Source organism: Gilvimarinus sp. DA14 (assembly GCF_024204685.1).
Classification (GTDB): domain Bacteria; phylum Pseudomonadota; class Gammaproteobacteria; order Pseudomonadales; family Cellvibrionaceae; genus Gilvimarinus.
The window spans coordinates 2,714,430-2,731,486 of record NZ_CP100350.1 but is presented as its reverse complement, the minus strand read 5'-3'; the positions used below and the strand labels follow the sequence as shown (position 1 = coordinate 2,731,486).

At 52.1% G+C, this 17,057-nt stretch carries 16 protein-coding genes; 12 read left to right on the top strand and 4 right to left on the bottom strand.

Features of this window, described 5'->3' with window-relative positions; translation table 11 throughout:
• Nucleotides 1-12 precede the first annotated feature (12 nt).
• The gene (yihA, locus tag NHM04_RS11930) at nucleotides 13-639 is read left to right on the top strand and encodes a ribosome biogenesis GTP-binding protein YihA/YsxC (RefSeq protein WP_254264018.1); all 627 of its coding nucleotides are present in this window, start codon (nucleotides 13-15) and stop codon (nucleotides 637-639) included.
• A 422-nt stretch (nucleotides 640-1,061) separates the two neighbouring features.
• Here the strand turns inward: yihA and polA are convergent, their stop codons facing one another.
• Complete coding sequence (polA, locus tag NHM04_RS11925) at nucleotides 1,062-3,788, bottom strand: DNA polymerase I (protein WP_254264017.1); 2,727 nt, start codon at nucleotides 3,786-3,788, stop codon at nucleotides 1,062-1,064.
• A 320-nt stretch (nucleotides 3,789-4,108) separates the two neighbouring features.
• Here polA and NHM04_RS11920 point away from each other — a divergent pair, with 320 nt between their 5' ends.
• Nucleotides 4,109-4,381 carry a hypothetical protein gene (locus NHM04_RS11920; protein WP_254264016.1) on the top strand — a complete coding sequence of 91 codons (273 nt, stop codon included), beginning with the start codon at nucleotides 4,109-4,111 and terminating at the stop codon, nucleotides 4,379-4,381.
• Between the two features lie 223 nt (nucleotides 4,382-4,604).
• The gene (locus NHM04_RS11915) at nucleotides 4,605-4,871 is read left to right on the top strand and encodes a hypothetical protein (protein WP_254264015.1); all 267 of its coding nucleotides are present in this window, start codon (nucleotides 4,605-4,607) and stop codon (nucleotides 4,869-4,871) included.
• On the opposite strand, the gene NHM04_RS11910 is transcribed toward NHM04_RS11915, so the two are convergent.
• Nucleotides 4,848-5,777, bottom strand: a complete 930-nt coding sequence (locus tag NHM04_RS11910; RefSeq protein WP_254264014.1) for a zinc ABC transporter substrate-binding protein — start codon at nucleotides 5,775-5,777, stop codon at nucleotides 4,848-4,850. The two genes, NHM04_RS11915 and NHM04_RS11910, sit on opposite strands and share 24 nt — an antisense overlap.
• Before the next feature lie 61 nt (nucleotides 5,778-5,838).
• Here NHM04_RS11910 and NHM04_RS11905 point away from each other — a divergent pair, with 61 nt between their 5' ends.
• From NHM04_RS11905 to NHM04_RS11885, 5 genes are all read left to right on the top strand, one after another.
• Nucleotides 5,839-6,339, top strand: coding sequence for a Fur family transcriptional regulator (locus tag NHM04_RS11905; protein WP_254264013.1), 501 nt, complete (start codon nucleotides 5,839-5,841; stop codon nucleotides 6,337-6,339).
• The gene (znuC, locus tag NHM04_RS11900; RefSeq protein ID WP_254264012.1) at nucleotides 6,329-7,093 is read left to right on the top strand and encodes a zinc ABC transporter ATP-binding protein ZnuC; all 765 of its coding nucleotides are present in this window, start codon (nucleotides 6,329-6,331) and stop codon (nucleotides 7,091-7,093) included. Before NHM04_RS11905 ends, znuC begins: the two co-directional genes overlap by 11 nt.
• Nucleotides 7,086-7,886: a metal ABC transporter permease gene (locus NHM04_RS11895; protein ID WP_254264011.1), complete on the top strand. Its 801-nt coding sequence runs from the start codon at nucleotides 7,086-7,088 to the stop codon at nucleotides 7,884-7,886. Before znuC ends, NHM04_RS11895 begins: the two co-directional genes overlap by 8 nt.
• 109 nt (nucleotides 7,887-7,995) lie before the next feature.
• Complete coding sequence (locus tag NHM04_RS11890; RefSeq protein ID WP_254264010.1) at nucleotides 7,996-8,850, top strand: UDP-2,3-diacylglucosamine diphosphatase; 855 nt, start codon at nucleotides 7,996-7,998, stop codon at nucleotides 8,848-8,850.
• Nucleotides 8,851-9,037: 187 nt separating this feature from the next.
• Nucleotides 9,038-10,141, top strand: coding sequence for a histidinol-phosphate transaminase (locus NHM04_RS11885; RefSeq protein WP_254264009.1), 1,104 nt, complete (start codon nucleotides 9,038-9,040; stop codon nucleotides 10,139-10,141).
• Nucleotides 10,142-10,184: 43 nt separating this feature from the next.
• On the opposite strand, the gene NHM04_RS11880 is transcribed toward NHM04_RS11885, so the two are convergent.
• Entirely contained in the window at nucleotides 10,185-10,793 is a 609-nt protein-coding gene (locus tag NHM04_RS11880) for a DNA-3-methyladenine glycosylase I (protein WP_254264008.1), read from the bottom strand.
• Nucleotides 10,794-11,155: 362 nt separating this feature from the next.
• On the opposite strand from NHM04_RS11880, the gene NHM04_RS11875 reads away from it, so the two are divergent.
• Nucleotides 11,156-11,701, top strand: coding sequence for a sugar O-acetyltransferase (locus tag NHM04_RS11875; protein WP_254264007.1), 546 nt, complete (start codon nucleotides 11,156-11,158; stop codon nucleotides 11,699-11,701).
• On the opposite strand, the gene NHM04_RS11870 is transcribed toward NHM04_RS11875, so the two are convergent.
• Nucleotides 11,698-12,312 (bottom strand): hypothetical protein, encoded by a 615-nt coding sequence (locus NHM04_RS11870; RefSeq protein ID WP_254264006.1) that lies wholly within the window; start codon nucleotides 12,310-12,312, stop codon nucleotides 11,698-11,700. The genes NHM04_RS11875 and NHM04_RS11870 overlap by 4 nt on opposite strands.
• A 180-nt stretch (nucleotides 12,313-12,492) precedes the next feature.
• Here NHM04_RS11870 and NHM04_RS11865 point away from each other — a divergent pair, with 180 nt between their 5' ends.
• From NHM04_RS11865 to NHM04_RS11855, 3 genes are all read left to right on the top strand, one after another.
• The gene (locus NHM04_RS11865; protein WP_254264005.1) at nucleotides 12,493-14,655 is read left to right on the top strand and encodes an alpha-glucuronidase family glycosyl hydrolase; all 2,163 of its coding nucleotides are present in this window, start codon (nucleotides 12,493-12,495) and stop codon (nucleotides 14,653-14,655) included.
• 436 nt (nucleotides 14,656-15,091) lie between these two features.
• Entirely contained in the window at nucleotides 15,092-16,063 is a 972-nt protein-coding gene (locus tag NHM04_RS11860) for a hypothetical protein (protein WP_254264004.1), read from the top strand.
• A gap of 23 nt (nucleotides 16,064-16,086) precedes the next feature.
• Complete coding sequence (locus tag NHM04_RS11855; protein ID WP_254264003.1) at nucleotides 16,087-17,031, top strand: CsgG/HfaB family protein; 945 nt, start codon at nucleotides 16,087-16,089, stop codon at nucleotides 17,029-17,031.
• Nucleotides 17,032-17,057: the final 26 nt, after the last annotated feature.

Here is a 17,057-nt window from a genome sequence, read left to right as displayed (position 1 = left end):
TTTTTCAGCAACATGACCCAACGTATAAATTTTAACCAAGCATTCTTTACCCAGAGTGCTCCCAGCATTCGCGAGTGCCCGCCGGAAACCGGACGGGAAGTCGCTTTTGCCGGCCGCTCCAATGCGGGAAAGTCCAGCGCCATTAACACTCTGACCGGCAACTCCAAACTGGCCCGCACCAGTAAAACGCCCGGCCGCACTCAGCTTATTAATTATTTCCAACTGAGCGATGACACCCGGCTGGTGGATTTACCCGGTTACGGCTATGCCAAGGTATCGCGGGCGATGAAAGAGCGCTGGCAGGAAAATCTGTCTGAGTATCTGCACGAGCGCCAGTGCCTGGCGGGGCTGGTGGTGGTGATGGATATTCGCCATCCGATGCAGGAGCATGACACCCTGGTCATCAACTGGGCCATTGAGGCGCAAATGCCAGTGCATTTGCTGCTCACCAAAGCGGACAAGCTCAAAAAAGGGCCGGCACAGAACACCCTACTGCAGGTAAAAAAATCCTTAAAAGAGGCGCAGGTGAACGATTTGGTTACCGTGCAAACCTTTTCCTCGCTCAAAAACGCCGGTCTCGATCAGCTAAAAAACAAGCTCAATGAGTGGCTACTGCCCGAAGAACAAGCCAACACTTAACTAACGCGAAAACCCAAGTTGGCAAAACGGCAGGCAAAAAAAAGCCGGTAACGGGGAGTTACCGGCTGAATACTGACACCCTTGGGGGTTGATGCCAGTTACGGATCACCATGCTAAGCAATTCGTTGGTACTTACTCTGACCGACCCTTAAGCGGGAAGTTCAGCAGAGATTGTAAAAGTTTGTGATCGAGTCGAAATTTTACCCATCCAGCATCGCGGCATAAAAAAAACCCCAACCATAGGATTGGGGTTTAGTGTCAGAAGTCTATTCTGCCAAATTGACCCGAAGGCCAAACGAGGAGGAGCTCATGAAAAATCAACTTACTCTTCAGTGTGCTGACTCTTTGAGGCCCCACCTGGGATAAAGTTCAAAAATTCTGCATTTTTTTTCGTTTTTCTTTAAATTTTCAGAAAATGCGGCTTAATGCGCCTCATCCCAGCTATCTCCGACTTCCGCTTCGACAATCAGTGGCACGGTTAGCTCTGCCGCCTGGCTCATGCGTTCAATTAATCCCTCGCGCACTTGATTCGCATCTTTTTCAGCCACTTCCAGTACCAGCTCATCGTGCACCTGCATAACGATGCGAGCATCCAGATCACTGTCAGCTAGCCAGTTTGCTACGTTCACCATGGCAAGTTTAATGATATCCGCCGCTGTGCCCTGCATGGGGGCGTTGATTGCAGTGCGCTCGGCGGCCTGTTGCAGCATTTTATTGCGGGCATTAATTTCCGGCAGATACAAACGCCGCCCCTGCAGTGTCTCAACATAACCCTTTTCATGAGCTAAGGCACGGGTCTCGTCCATATAGCGTGCCACTCCTGGGTAGCGCTCGAAATAACGGTCGATATAACCCTGAGCCTCGTTGCGCGGCAACCCCAGCTGTTTGCCCAACCCAAAAGCAGACATACCGTAAATAAGGCCGAAGTTAATGGCCTTAGCACGGCGGCGCATTTCATCGGTCACCTTGTCGAGCTCGGTGGCAAATACCTCGGCGGCCGTCGCCCGGTGCACATCCAAACCTTCAGCAAAGGCGTGCAGCAAGCCCTCGTCTTTTGACAAATGCGCCATAATCCGCAATTCAATCTGAGAATAGTCCGCCGCCAGCACCTTGTATCCTTTAGGTGCGACGAAAGCCTTGCGGATCCGCCGCCCCTCTTCGGTGCGAATAGGAATATTCTGCAGGTTCGGATCGGCTGACGACAATCGCCCAGTGGCCGCCACCGCCTGATGGTAAGAGGTATGTACCCGCCCGCTCTGCGGATTAATCATTTTCGGCAATTTATCGGTGTAGGTGGACTTCAACTTCGCCAGGCTGCGGTATTCCAAAATGAGTTTGGGCAGCGGGTAATCCAATGCCAGCTCTTGCAATACATCCTCGGCGGTAGAGGGCGCACCGGTTTTGGTTTTTTTCACCACCGGTAGCTCCAGCTCTTCAAACAGAATCACCCCCAACTGCTTGGGCGAACTTAAATTGAATTCTTTCCCGGCAATATCAAAGGCTTCACGCTCGAGGGCAACCAGGCGCTCTGCCAGCTCTTTGCTATGCTTGCCCAGCTGCGCCGCATCAATCAGCACCCCGGTGCGTTCAATATCGGCAAGCACAGGCACTAACGGCATTTCAATATCCAAAAGTACCCGTCGCAGGGATTCGTCGTTTTCAATCTCAGGCCAGAGTTTGCGGTGCAAACGCAGGGTAATGTCGGCATCTTCAGCGGCGTAGGGCGCTGCGTCCTCGACCTTAATCTGGTTAAAACTGAGCTGCTTGGCACCTTTCCCGGCAATATCTTCAAAATGGATGGTGCTGGTATCCAGGTAACGCTGGGCAAGCGAGTCCATATCGTGACGCCCGGCCACGGAGTTAAAGACATAGGACTCTAGCATGGTGTCCCAGGCAATTCCGCGCAGGGTAATGCCATGATTGGCCAGCACATTGCGATCGTACTTCAGATTTTGCCCCACCTTGGCCTTACCAGCGTCCTCTAATAAGGGCTTAAGTTGAGCCAGAACCCAGTCGCGATCTAACTGTTCCGGGGCCTCTAAGTAATCGTGCGCCACGGGCACATAGGCGGCCTTGCCGGGCTCTACCGCAAACGAAACACCCACAATCTGCGCCTCCATGGCGTGCAGGCTGGTGGTTTCGGTATCAAAGGCAAAGTAATCGGCGTCTTTTAAATGTTGCAGCCAAGTGTCGAACTCGGGCTTCTCCAAAACGGTGTCGTAGTGAACACTCACCTCTTCGGCAGGCTTTGTAACTGGTGAATCTACAGACGGGTCAGCGGCTAACTCATCTACCCAGGTTTTAAACTCCATCCGCTCAAATAAGGCCAACAGTTTGTCGTTGTCAGGCTCGCCCAGGGCAATCTCATCCACGCTTACATGCAAGGGGACATCCAGTCGAATGGTGGCAAGCTCATAAGACAAGTAAGCCTGATCTTTGTTGTCTTGCAGCTTCTCAGGCATTTTCTTCGCGCCGCGGAAGTCCAGCTCGCGAATAGCCTCTAAATTGTCGTAAAGCGCGTCCAGGCCACCAACTCCCTGTAACAGGGCTTTGGCGGTTTTCTCCCCTACACCCGGAACCCCTGGAATATTGTCGACTTTGTCGCCCATCAGGGCGAGAAAATCGATCATCAACTCGGGGCCGAAGCCGTACTTCTCTCTAACACCATCCTCATCCAACAGGCTTCCGGTCATGGTATTGACCAGGGTAACGCGATGATTCACCAGCTGCGCCATATCCTTATCGCCGGTTGAGATCACCACCGGGCGGCCATCTTCTTTAGCCTGCGCCGCCAGAGTACCGATCACATCGTCCGCCTCTACCCCTTCTTCTATTAACAGCGGCAGCCCCATGGCTTTAACAATTTCGTGAATAGGCTCCACTTGCGGACGCAAATCATCGGGCATGGGTGGGCGCTGAGCCTTGTACTCGGCAAACAACTCGTCGCGAAAGGTCTTGCCCTTGGCGTCAAAAACAACAGCCACTGGGCTGCCGGGGTAATCCTTAAGCAGACGCCGAATCATATTAATAACGCCCTTAACCGCGCCAGTGGGCTCGCCCCTCGAGTTCGTCAGAGGTGGCAGCGCATGGTAGGCGCGGTAGAGGTAAGAAGAGCCATCCACAAGGACGACAGGGGACTGATCGGTCATAGCGAAATTTCTTGTTTGTGAGATCGTGAAAGCGAAAGCATACACCAATCATCCCGCTCACTGTTTGATCAGGCAAGTGTTACCAAAATGCCAAATTCCTCCCACAGCCAAGGTTTTTTAGAAAAATTCCCGGGTTACAGTGAGTTAAAGGCAAAATTTATTGGATTTATTAACTAAAACTAGAAAATTCGACTAGACATTAACCAAGATTTTGTTACCATACGTAACAGAAGGTAACAGATCGCCACAAGCGATCGACTACCAACCGTCAAGACGACACACCAGCGCCTTGACATCACCAACCAACGGAGGGAAATCTTATGAAGACCTATGGTGTATTACTGGCAGGATTGTTACTCGCATCAGGTGCGGTAGCCGACGAAGCCAACTCAGAGGCAAGCGACAGCCTGATCCTGGCGTCTGCCCAGCGCTCTGAAAACATCCGCTTTGAAATCGACACTCCGGCAAACGCCGAAGCGATCAAAGTGGTTGATTTAGAAACGACCGCCAAAGCCGAAGAACTGGCCGACAAAATCAGCGCTAAGCTGGATGCCAAGTTCGAAGAGGAAATGAAGCGTCAACTGGGGCTGTAAGCCTCGGTACTAGCAAGTGAGAAGACTCCCAAAGAAAAGTGGCGCCACTGACACTTTTCCCAGGGATATTCCCACGAGCTGTATCCAAAAACCTGCTTAATTCCAGATGTTCACGTTTTAAAAAATTCCGTGCCATCGCCCTACGCGAGCCATCCAGGCTACCTATACTCAAGTTAGCGATAGGGATTTTTGACACTGGCTAAACCCAGAAGGATGGATTCACGTGGACACCAAACTGATGTTTTCCGAAGCAGGTATTTACCACCTGCATCAACTCGCAAGCCTGGTTCATCAGCACACAGGCGTGCGTCACAAGCTGTCGTCTGCTGCAGGGCAACTCGCGTTACTACAAACCAGCGCCAGCTCGACGCAAAGCGATATTCAGTCCTGCTGCAACCAGCTAGCGGCGACACTTAAGCCCCAGCAAAAGCTCGCGCTTGAGCGTGAGGGTATTTTTCTGGACAACTCAGTCGGCCGACAAGCAAGCTGAAAACACCCCACCCATGTCCTGCAACAACGCGCCGTAACTATCCAAGCCGGCGGCGCTGGCCAGCGGGTCCAAAGTCGCCACTCGTAAACCCAACCGCTCGGCCATATCACTCACCGCGTCGGCATCGGCGTAGGGCTCAACAAACAGGCAGCTGGCAGCCTGGGGAAGGTGCTGCTGTAGGTGATACAGATGGCGCGCGCCCGGACGCTGTTCCGGGGTTACCGCCACAAAGTCCACCTGATTTAAACCGTAATGCTCGACAAAGTGAGCATAACCGTCATGATAAACCGCAAACCCTCGACCCTGAACCGGCGCCAGCTGTGCTGCCAGAGCCGCATCCAGCTCAGCGAGCCGGGCCTCAAACGCGGCGGCACGCTGGCGATAGTAATCAGCTCTTTGCGGACGCAACGCCACCAAGCGAGCACTCAGTTCGCGGGCGATAACTCCTGCATTTTGCGGATTCAACCACAAGTGCATATCGCGACTGTGGCCATGACTATGACCGTGGGTATGCGAATGTCCAGAATGCTCAAGTTGCGCATCAACAGACTCAGGCCAGTGCACCCCTTTAAGGTCGGCCGCAGCTAAGCTTTGGCCGCTGTTAGCGCGCACAGCCTTGGTTAAAAAACCCTCCAGCTCGGGCCCCACCCAGACAATCACGTCTGCGTTTTCCAGCGCACTGCGCTCAGAGACACGCATAGCATAGGCGTGGGGTGAAACCCCGGGCGGCAGCAAAACACTCACCTGATCCTCAGGCGCCACCAGTTCGCGCGCAATAAGCGCCAACGGCTTGATGCTGGCCAGCACCTCGACAGGCTCAGCCCGCGCTGTCACAGCAGCAAAAATCAGCGAGCAGAAAATCAGCACCCGACCGAGCAGTCGGGAAAAAGGACGGTTAAATGACATAGGAAGAAGAATCGGCAAACCAAAGATAGTTATAGTATAACATATTCGTTATAATCTCCGGATGGACCCTACAGCACCTTTGGCTTTTAGCCGCCACAACCACAGCCACTGCGTTCACGACGCGCTGGACGCCGCTACCACTTTGTGTGCCGAGCGCGGCGCGCGGCTCACGCCTCTGCGTAAACAGGTGCTGGAACTTATCTGGCAAAGTCACAAACCCCTGGGGGCCTACGCACTGCTGGATCAGCTGGCCGCCAAATCCACCAAACCTGTGGCTCCACCCACGGTTTATCGGGCGCTGGACTTTTTGCTGGAGCAAAAGCTGATTCACCGTATCGGCGCACTCAACGCCTTTATCGGCTGCCCCCACCCAGATCACCATCACGCCAGCCACTTCCTGCTCTGCGACGATTGCGGCCGCGCTGAAGAGATTCACTCCAAGGCCGTTAGCCGCAGCATTCAAAAGGCGGCCAGCGAAGCGGGCTTTGCGGTGCAATCGCAGTCTCTGGAGGTCTTTGGTCTGTGCCCAGATTGTAGCCAGCAGAATAAACATGACCGCTGAACCCCGGCAATTGCTGCTGCAAACCCAAAAGCTCAGCGTAGTACGCGGCGGACGCACCTTGGTCGATAGCGCCGACATATCGGTGCACGCGGGCGAAATAGTCACCCTGATTGGCCCCAATGGCGCAGGCAAAACGACCCTGGTGCGCGCCATCTTGCAGCTGATGGGCTTTAACCGGGGCGAGCTGTATCGCAAACCCGGTCTGCGTATCGGCTATATGCCACAAAAGCTGCACATTGACCCCAGCTTGCCCTTAACCGTCGAGCGTTTTCTCGGCTTAGGAAAAAGCAAAAGCCAAGATGCCCTGCAAGCACTTACCCGCACCGGAGCGGCACAGCTGCTCAAACAGCCCCTGCAAGCCCTATCCGGCGGAGAAACTCAACGCGTCTTGTTAGCGCGCGCGCTGCTGCAAAAACCCGAGTTGCTGGTACTGGACGAACCCGTGCAAGGGGTGGATGTCGCCGGTCAGGCGGCACTGTACGCGCTTATCAACGAATTGCGCCACGAGCTAGGCTGCGGGGTACTGCTGATTTCTCACGATTTACACTTGGTGATGGCGAATACCGATACCGTGGTATGCCTGAACGGTCACGTCTGCTGTCACGGCCATCCAGAACAGGTCACCGCTGATCCGGCCTATCTGGAATTATTCGGTCACCGCGCCGAAGCGCAAATCGCGCTTTACACCCATCACCACGATCACGCCCACGACCGCTGTGACGAAATAGACCCGGAGCACTCTCACCATGCCTGAGTTTCTCCTGTTGGCATTAGCAGCTGGGCTGGGGGTAGCACTGGTGGCGGGCCCGCTGGGCTGCTTTGCGGTGTGGCGCCGGATGGCCTATTTTGGCGATACCCTCGCCCACTCGGCGCTCTTGGGGGTAACCGTCGGCCTGATGTTAGATATCAATCTCAACCTCGCCGTAGCCTTTGGTTGTCTAATGCTGGCGCTGGCGCTGGTCGCGCTGCAACGCAGTCGCCAACTGGCCACAGATACGCTGCTGGGTATACTGTCGCACTCTACCCTGGCCCTGGGGCTGGTAGCTATTAGCGTGATCGGCCCAGGGCAAATCAATTTAACCAGCTATTTGTTTGGCGATATCCTCGCCACGACTAAGGGCGATGTCGCCACCATTTGGGCCGTCGGCGCTTTTGTATTTATCGCGCTTGCCTGGCTATGGAAACCGCTGCTGGCCATCACCGTGCACGAAGATTTAGCACGCGTAGAAGGTGTACGGGTGAGCTTAGTGCGCACTGCGCTGATGCTGTTAATGGCCCTGGTAATTGCCATCGCCATGAAAGTGGTTGGAGTCCTACTGATTACCGCACTGCTCATTATTCCCGCTGCAGCGGCCCGCCGCTTGAGTCACACCCCCGAACAGATGGCTGTATTCGCCAGCGCCATTGGCGCCTGCGCCGTCGTTGGTGGACTGGCAGCGTCCTTCTACTGGGATTGGCCGGCGGGCCCCGCCATTGTCCTCGGCGCAGCGGCGGCGTTCACCATTGCCTTGGCGCTTTCTGGTTTGCGTAAACAACCTGGACACTAACGCCATCAGGCTGCGCGTTCATTAGCGTCACCAAAGCTTCATTTTTTTGTTGTCTGCTTGTCATACTTGGCGACCAGAATTTGGCCAACGCAACGCTGAGGCCGCAGCCATGACAACACCAACTGCCACCGATTCGCCCACCACTCAACGCAGCAGTAATCCCTCCGCTAAAACTCAATCTCCCCTCATCAAAGGTCGCACTATTTGGATATCTGATATCCACTTGGGCTATCGAGATTGTAAAGCAGATTACCTGTTAGAGTTTTTGGATAACATCAGCTGCGACACCCTGTATCTGGTGGGCGACATTATCGACATGTGGGCCATGAAACGTAAGTTTCGCTGGCCTAAAGAGCACTACAACGTAATGCTCAAATTATACGATCTGGCCAACAACGGCACCCGCGTTATCTATGTTCCAGGCAATCACGACGAACCCATGCGTCGCTTTACCGGCAACTTATTTGGCCCCATCGAAATTATTGAAGAGCACGAGTACACCTGCGCCAACGGCAAACGCTATTTAATCATGCACGGCGATGCCATGGATGCGTATATTAATCTGTCTCACATCACCCGCTTTTGTGGCGACATTGCCTACAACTTGTTGTTGTTTATCAATCGCTGGGCCAACCGCTGGCGCAAATGGATGGGACGCCCTTACTTCTCTTTGGCGGGAATGATCAAAGACAATATAAAAGGCGCTAAAGACGCCATCGAAACCTATCAAAAAGAGGCAATGGACGAAGCGCGACGACGCGGTTTCGATGGTGTCATTTGCGGCCATATTCACTACCCTGCAATGCTTGAGCAAGAAGGCATCCGCTATTGCAATACCGGCGACTGGATAGAAAACTGCACCGCCATTGTCGAGGATTACTCCGGCCATATGCGCTTATTGCACTATAGCGATCAACTGCAGTGGCAGGAAAATCCAGCCGAAAAGTTAGCACAAGCCGCTTAACTCCCCGCCGCTTGTATGAGCACCAACAGCAGGGCTGTTTGTGCTCTACCATTCCTTCGCAATAACGTAAAAAATGGCACCACAAGCCACTCGGCGTAACACGAGCAACACAATCCGAATCTAGCATTGCCTTGACACAATCCGTGTCTAAACTCAGCAAGCCAATGTTTAAAGGGAGTTCAACGCCATGGCAACAGCTCGTTTTTTTGCGCGTGAAAAATCCTACGAAATTTACTCGCCCGCTGATTATAGCGTGCCAATCAAATTATCCGTAGGAGAGTACGACAACAGGCTTCCCAGCGCAGTGTGCGAAGCAATAACCGACTACTACCAAAATCATATAATAGACGGATGCCTCAATTATCCCAGTGATCATTCCAGCACCAGCCGTGAACTATTAAAGCAAATACGTATATTCAACCAGCTACCCGAAACACAGGAAGCATTATTAACCGCAGGCTCTACGGAGTCATTACGACTGATCTTCGATACGTTTTTAGAAGAGGGCGACGCAGTGCTTTTTCCCATACCGTCCTACAGCAATGCACTGAATCTAGTAAAGCTGCGAACCCATAATATCGCAACGCCCAGCTGCTTAAGCTTTAGTGAGTTTCGCCAGCTAATTGACACAAAATATTATAAGCTCGTCTACCTGAGCCTACCCAACAACCCCACAGGCTATAGATTTACCAACGAAGAAATGGAGTCTTTGGCACGAGCCTATCCGGCGACTCTGTTTGTAATTGACGGCTGCTACCTGGAGTATGACGCCAACTTCCCACGCTACACATCCTCGCAAGCCAACATCATTACGGTCAGAACCTTCAGCAAGGCTTTTGGTCTAGCGGGGCTTCGCATTGGCTATCTTTACAGCCACAGGAAAACCACAAAACTGTTAAACATTCTTCGAGATCCACATCTTCCCACCGAGTTGGCCAAGCATGCAGCCTGTACTGCACTGCAGAACCTGGACAGTTATCGCGAAACTTGGTGGGATTTACGCACCACTCGCAAGTGGCTTATCGGCGAGTTACAAAAAACCGGCGTGAGCACCGACTCAAACGCCAAAGGCATGTTTGTAATGGCAAAGCTGCATGCGTGCGATAACACCACGTTAGCAAACTACCTAAAGGAGCAGCACGGTATATTAATCAAACCTCTAAAGGGTGAAGTCTTTGGCTTGGATAACGATTCGTACATTCGCATTGGTATGGCGCAGCGAGACAAACTGCAACAGTTGCTGGATGCAATACGAGAATATTTAACAGGCAACATCGCAGCCACTCATTAAGCAAACAGGCTTTGCAATGAGCCCTTCAGGTAGATAGACCTCACTAGCGAGGCCGGAGAAACTCCCGCCTCGCTTTTTCTACCGGGTCGCGATATACACAGCCGTGAAGATGATCATTCACCAACCCCATTGCCTGCATAAAAGCAAACGCCGTGGTGGGCCCCACAAATTTCCAGCCGCGGTTTTTCAATGCCTTTGCCATTGCTTTTGATTCCTCAGTGGTGGTGAGCACCTGAGGCTGTGCCAAACTTTCAGCGGCCGGCTCAAAGCGCCAGAAAAACACCGCCAACGATCCCTCATCAGCCACCAGCTCCTGTGCTCTTCTAGCATTATTGATTACCGCTTCAATTTTCCCCCTGTGCCTTACTATGCCTTCATCGGCCAACAAGCGCTTAATGTCAGCATCATTAAACTGAGCGACTTTATTAAAATCAAAACCCGCGAACGCGCGACGAAAATTTTCGCGCTTAGCCAGAATAGTGCGCCAGCTCAAACCCGACTGAAAACTCTCCAGGCAGATTTTTTCAAACAGTCGAATGTCATCGGCAACCGGGTAACCCCACTCGTTATCGTGATAGGGAAAGAACTCAGCTACATTGGCGCACCACCCACATCGGGGCTCGCCATCAGGGCCCAGCACTGTTTTGCTCATTTTTCACTCCTTAAATAGTCTGCATCTACTATAGCCCAGTGACTGGGGCCTGTTCACGCTAATTAAATGCGCCTGCTGGAAGCCAGTTTTGTTTCCAGCTAGGCGCCGTGAGCGAAGTTTGGTTATTCCAAATAAGCGATCGGCAACAACGCTGGGGATAAAACTGGTTCCAGCCCTTCGGGTTGCGGCTAAAAATCCGCCACCCTGCGTTGCTCGTCGTTCATTTGGAATAACCAAACCACTCTCCTCGCGCCTTGATTGACGAATTTTTAGTCACAACAGGCTGCATTTAATTAGCGTGAACAGGCCCTAGGCAGACAAATAGGGAAAACGCTACCATTGTGTAAACTTTGGAGACCGACATGACCACAGAAAAAGACAAGATGCTAGCGGGCGAACGCTATTGGATTAACGACCCGGAGCTAACCGAGATACGATTTCAAACCCGCGAATTGGTGGATCAATTTAACAACACCAAGCCTCGCGATGCGGGCCATAAAAACGCTTTGCAGCAGCGAATTTTTGCCTCGGTGGGCGACAATGTGCATATCGAAAAGCCCATGCGCATCGACTATGGTTGCAACACCCATATCGGCAGCAATGTGTTTATCAACTTTAACTTTGTACTTTTAGACTGCTGTCCGGTCACTATTGGAAGCAATGTGTTTATTGCGCCGAATGTTCAGATTTACACCGCCAGCCACCCCATGGACATCGAGCAGCGCAATGCCCATATCGGTTTCGCCGCGCCGGTGACCATAGGCGATAACGTTTGGATTGGCGGCGGCTGTATTATTTTGCCGGGCGTTACCATCGGCGCTGGCAGCGTGATCGGAGCAGGCAGTGTCGTTACCCGGGATATTCCGGAAAACGTCAGCGCGTTTGGCAACCCGTGCAAGGTGCGCTAACGAACTTTCTGCTCGGTGCCCCGATCTTCTTGCTCGCTGTCCTGCTCGGGACGAAAGCGCTCCTGCACCCAGCGACGTACATCTTTGCACTTGCGTCGCGAGGTCAGTTGCTCGGTATAAATACTGTGCGCCTGCAATGTGGTGGCCTTCTCAGTCTGGCAAATGCGAAACACCCGCCGAGCGCCAATCAGATGCTCGCTGGGACCGTGGGTAACCGCCACACATATCTCCAATTTGCGCCCATTCAAGGCCTGATGATCATTGCCACGCTCTCCCCCGATTTCCGGATGGCAGCTAAAAATATCGTTGAAGCTACCCAGTACCAAGTAGCCGCCGGGCTGAATAGGGCCCTCACGCAAACCCTCTCCGGCCTTGGTATCCTCGGGGGAGTGACGCTGGTAATCGGTAATAAAACAAGAACGCAAGCCCTCACCAGTGTCGAGATACGCGACAATACTTTGTACATGTATCGGCTCTTTGCTCATATTTACAAATAGACAAGGCGCCTCGGGGCCGTCCCCCTGAGCCTGATGAATGATCATAAACGGGCGGTTCGAACGGCGGTAACTGAAATAAAAAAATTGCAAATAAATCAACCAGATAGCAGTCATTACAAGATTGCTTCCAGCATTAATCCAGCTGGTGTCCAAGGGCAACTCCTCCACGTAGTTTTTGCTTAACGAGGAGCTGGGTATACAAAAATTGATCCATTCACCCAGTCTCGGTAAGGGAACAACGCCGAGCAAAATGCTATAGTGGTCATAATGACAATAACCTAAGCAGGACCCGTTATGATTCGATTTCTTGCCCGAGTGTGTATTTCGCTCACCCTGTTTGGCACCCTGGCCGCCCAGGCCGAAGACGGCTACCGTATGTGGCTGCGCTACCAGGCGGCCGAACCGACACTGGCGCAACAATACCGCCAGCAATTTAGTCACCTAGAGGCCAGCCACAGCTCACCCACCATGGATCTGGCTATTGCCGAATTGGAACGCGGTTTACAGGGAGTTACGGGGCAAAAGCCCGGCAACGACTCCGGCGCAAAAGGCCGTCTGCTGATCGGCACCCCGGCACATGCCCCCGAACTTAACCAACTGGGGCAGGCATTGAGCGGAGTCGGCCCCGAGGGTTTTGTGATTCAATCTCTGGGTAACGGCACTACCGCCATCGCCGCCAACTCGGATGCGGGCGTACTTTACGGCAGTTTTCATTTACTGCGGTTAATGCAAACCGGCCAGTCGGTTACCAATTTAAACATTGCCTCGGCGCCATCGGTACAGCATCGTGTGGTCAATCACTGGGATAACTTAAACCGCGTAGTCGAACGCGGTTACGCCGGCCTGTCGCTGTGGGACTGGGGCACCTTACCCGCTTATAAAGACAATCCGCGTTACCACGATTACGCCCGCATTAACGCTTCATTGGGTATTAACGGTACGGTGATCAACAATGTAAACGCCGATGCGCGCATCCTCACCGATCAATTCTTAGAAAAGGCCGCTGCTCTGGCCGATGTATTCCGCCCCTACGGCATCAAGCTGTACCTGTCGGTGAAATTTAATTCGCCCATGCTGTTAGACGGTTTTGCAACCGCCGACCCGCTAGACCCCGAAGTTCAGCAGTGGTGGAAAGAGCGGACCAAAAAAGTCTATGAATATATTCCCGACTTTGGCGGCTTTTTGGTGAAAGCCAACTCCGAAGGCCAGCCAGGCCCGCAAGACTTTAACCGTAACCATGCCGAAGGCGCCAATATGCTGGCCGAAGCCTTAGAGCCATTTGGCGGTGTTGTTTTCTGGCGCGCCTTTGTCTATGCCCCCGAGCAGGGTGACCGCTTCCGCGAAGCTTACGATGAATTTATGCCCTTGGACGGTAAGTTCAAAGACAATGTCATTGTGCAAATTAAAAACGGACCTATCGACTTCCAGCCACGCGAGCCTTTCTCGCCTCTGTTTGGCAGTTTAGAAAAAACCAACATTGCCCTGGAGCTGCAAGTCACCCAGGAGTACTTTGGCTTTTCCTATCACCTGGCCTATCAGGGCCCGCTGTTTACCGAGGCGCTGAACGCTGACACCTACGCCCAAGGCGAAGGCTCCACCATCGGTAAAATTCTCGCTGGCGAAGTGTTCGACTACCAGCAAACCGGCATGGCTGCGGTGATCAACCCCGGCAATTCGCGCAATTGGACCAGCCACCCGTTTGTGCAAAGCAGCTGGTACGCGTTTGGCCGCCTGGCGTGGGATGTCAACTTGAGTTCCGATGCAATTGCCGACGAATGGCTGCGCCAGACCTTTAGCAATGACGCCGAGTTCTTGAAACCTATGCAAGAGGTTATGGCCATCTCCCGCGAGGCCGGCGTTAACTATCGCATGCCGCTGGGCCTAACCCATTTGTACGCCCAAGGTCATCACTATGGCCCGGCACCCTGGCACGACAAATCTGGTCGCCCGGACTGGACTGCTTACTACTACCACCAAGCCAGTGAAGACGGTATTGGTTTTGATCGCACCCAATCCGGCTCCAACGCCATCGAACAGTATCACCAACAACTCACCAAAAAGTTTGCCGACCCGGCCACCACCCCTGAGGATATTCTGCTGTGGTTCCATCACTTAAACTGGGATTACAAAATGGATTCCGGCCGTACCCTATGGCAAGAATTGGTACATAAGTACGACACAGGTGTCGCTCAGGTTAAGCAAATGCAGAAAGCCTGGGAAAGCGTGAAAGATTACGTCGATACCGAACGCTACCAGCGCGTTAAAGCGCTATTAGAAATACAGCTGCGCGATGCCAAACACTGGCGCGACGCCTGTATTAGTTACTTCCAGAGCGTAAACGGCCTGCCTTTACCCAAAGGCGCAGCCAAACCCGCCCACGAGCTGGAATACTACAAGCGCATGGAAAAAGAGCTGTATGTGCCGGATCCCTGGTATCCGGAGCCGAGAGGGCATTAAGTTATTTCACTGATCTTTAATAGGGCCCACAGCGGCCCCTTTTTTATGTCTTTTATCTAAGCACCCATACATTTTACGTGAGACTGTTTTTGGGACACCCACGTATTTTTCCCACGACGGAAATAAATAGGACACCCACACATTAGATGTCAAGCTTGTGGGCGCCCTCTAAATGCACTCAGTAATTTCGTGGGTGTCCTCAATATCGCAAACGTTGTAATGACGCATAGCATATGTCGCGTAAGTTTGGGAGGATTAACACACGCCAACTTATGTGCCCTATTTCTTGTGGTCCAAAGAGCAGTGCTTTATAGTCTATTCTTGTTTGTAGTCATGAAAATAACAACGTAAGTGGCCCAGTGCTTCTTCTTGAATGACTGCTAAGAATAAATTTGACGATGTAATCATATAGCTCGTCATTCACAGGAAGGTGAAAGTGGCTCATTGGAAGATTCTATTACTATTTCTAGCGTTTATACCCTCTCATGCTCTCGCTCTGACTATAAGCAATGACAAATCATGGCCGGCGCTATTTGGCGGTAAGCCAACACAGTACGAGATTTCGTTACTTGGGCTGGCAAATGCGCAGGTATCAATTCACTGGGAGTTGTCCGTCAAAGGGCGGATCTTGTCAAGTGGGCAGGGCCGCGCCGATCTAGATCGCGATGGTTTGGGTGTGGTGCAGCTCACTTTGGCTGCCCCAAAGCTGACGCCAAGCGCAGTTGTGAGTGGGCAGCTATCGGTGGTTGTTTTCGAAAAAGGCAACCCCGACTCTATTGCTCATAAAAAAATTGCTTTAAATATATACGGGCAAGATGTGCTGTGGGCCGAAAGACAAGCACTTGGATCGAGACGGATTCAACTGTTTGACCCGAGTCAGGCCACCGTAAAAGCCTTTCAATCGCTGAAGCTTCCCTACAATCAAATCTCAAAATCGCAACTTCTTAATGCGGCCTCACCTGGCCTTATTGTTATAGGCGCGGGCCTCGCTTTAGATGACGTCAGAGGTCTTACACCTGTTTTACTTGAGCTCGCCCGTACAGGGCAGGCGGTCGTTATCCTTCAGCCTGTATCGGGGACGTTTCCGCTATATGATTCGCCTGATCTTACGCATATGCCTACGGCGATGTCATTGTCCGATCACTTTCCTTTACCGCTGCTCCGCGGCCTGACTTGGCCCGAGCTGAACTCTACACTAACCTATCGACTTATTCCTTCGTATAGCGACTCTGGGGCAGAGGTTGAAGTGAAACCTGAAACACCAACAGGTTGGAGTTGGCTGCAGTTGGACTATTCCGGATCGGGAGGGCGCCTGATTGTATGCGCCTTTCCGTTAATTGAACGTATCGATGAATCTCCAGTTCCACAAATCGTATTGGCGCGTTTGTTGGCCAACGAAAACTTATAACAATTACTCTTTAGGGAAATATTATGAAAGTTGTGTTTAACCTATTGTTGGCACTTTTCCTTTGCTCGGCTGCCCCAATGAGCTTTTCCGATACCGCAGAGACTCTTCACCCTGTTGCCATTTTTGACTTCTCCGAGAAGGGCCGAGCGATATCGGGGATGGGAGAGAAAATTGGATCTATTCTGTTCGCAAATCTGGTTATAAACCCAAATATAGCTTTGGTGGATCGCGAAGAGCTTAACAAGCTTGAAGACGAAGCGGTGCTTAGCTTGTCCGGAATGGTGAACCCGCAACAGGCGATTCAGGTGGGACAGTTGACGGGAGCAAAAATCATTGTTACCGGTACCATTTTTGAAATTGAAGACCACCTAATGATTGTCGCCAAGATAATTGGTACGGAAACAAGTCGAGTTTTGGGAGCATCAGTTGAAGGTAGCGTGAACGATAGTGTTCTTAGTTTGACACAAGATCTTTCCAACCAAGTAGCGAATGTTATCTCCAGTAACGCAGATACGCTGTTGGCGAAGCCCGTTAGTAGAAACGATCGTTTGGCCGAACTTAAGAAAAACCTTGGAGACCAAGAGAGACCCACTTTGGCGATTTCAATTCGTGAGCAACATATTAATCGAGCGGCCAAAGATCCAGCTGCAGAAACTGAGATGATCTTTTACAGTATGGGCTCTGGATTTGATGTTGTTGATGCTGGTTCTAAAAGCGCAAAAAGTGCCGACATTCTAATTCGGGGCGAAGGTTTTACCGAGGTTTCAACTCGTAAGGGCGAGATTGTTGGTGTAAAGGCACGGCTGGAGGTCAAAGCGATAGACCAAGCGACTAATCGTGTGATTGCTGTGGATAGACAAGTAGAAGTTGCGATTGATGTCAGCGAAATGATAGCCGCGAAAAGTGCACTGCAAAGTGCGTCAGCTAAAATTGCGGAGCGCCTGCTACCTAAACTGGTAGGGTTGTAAGCCATAGTATCTAAAACAGGGTTGTT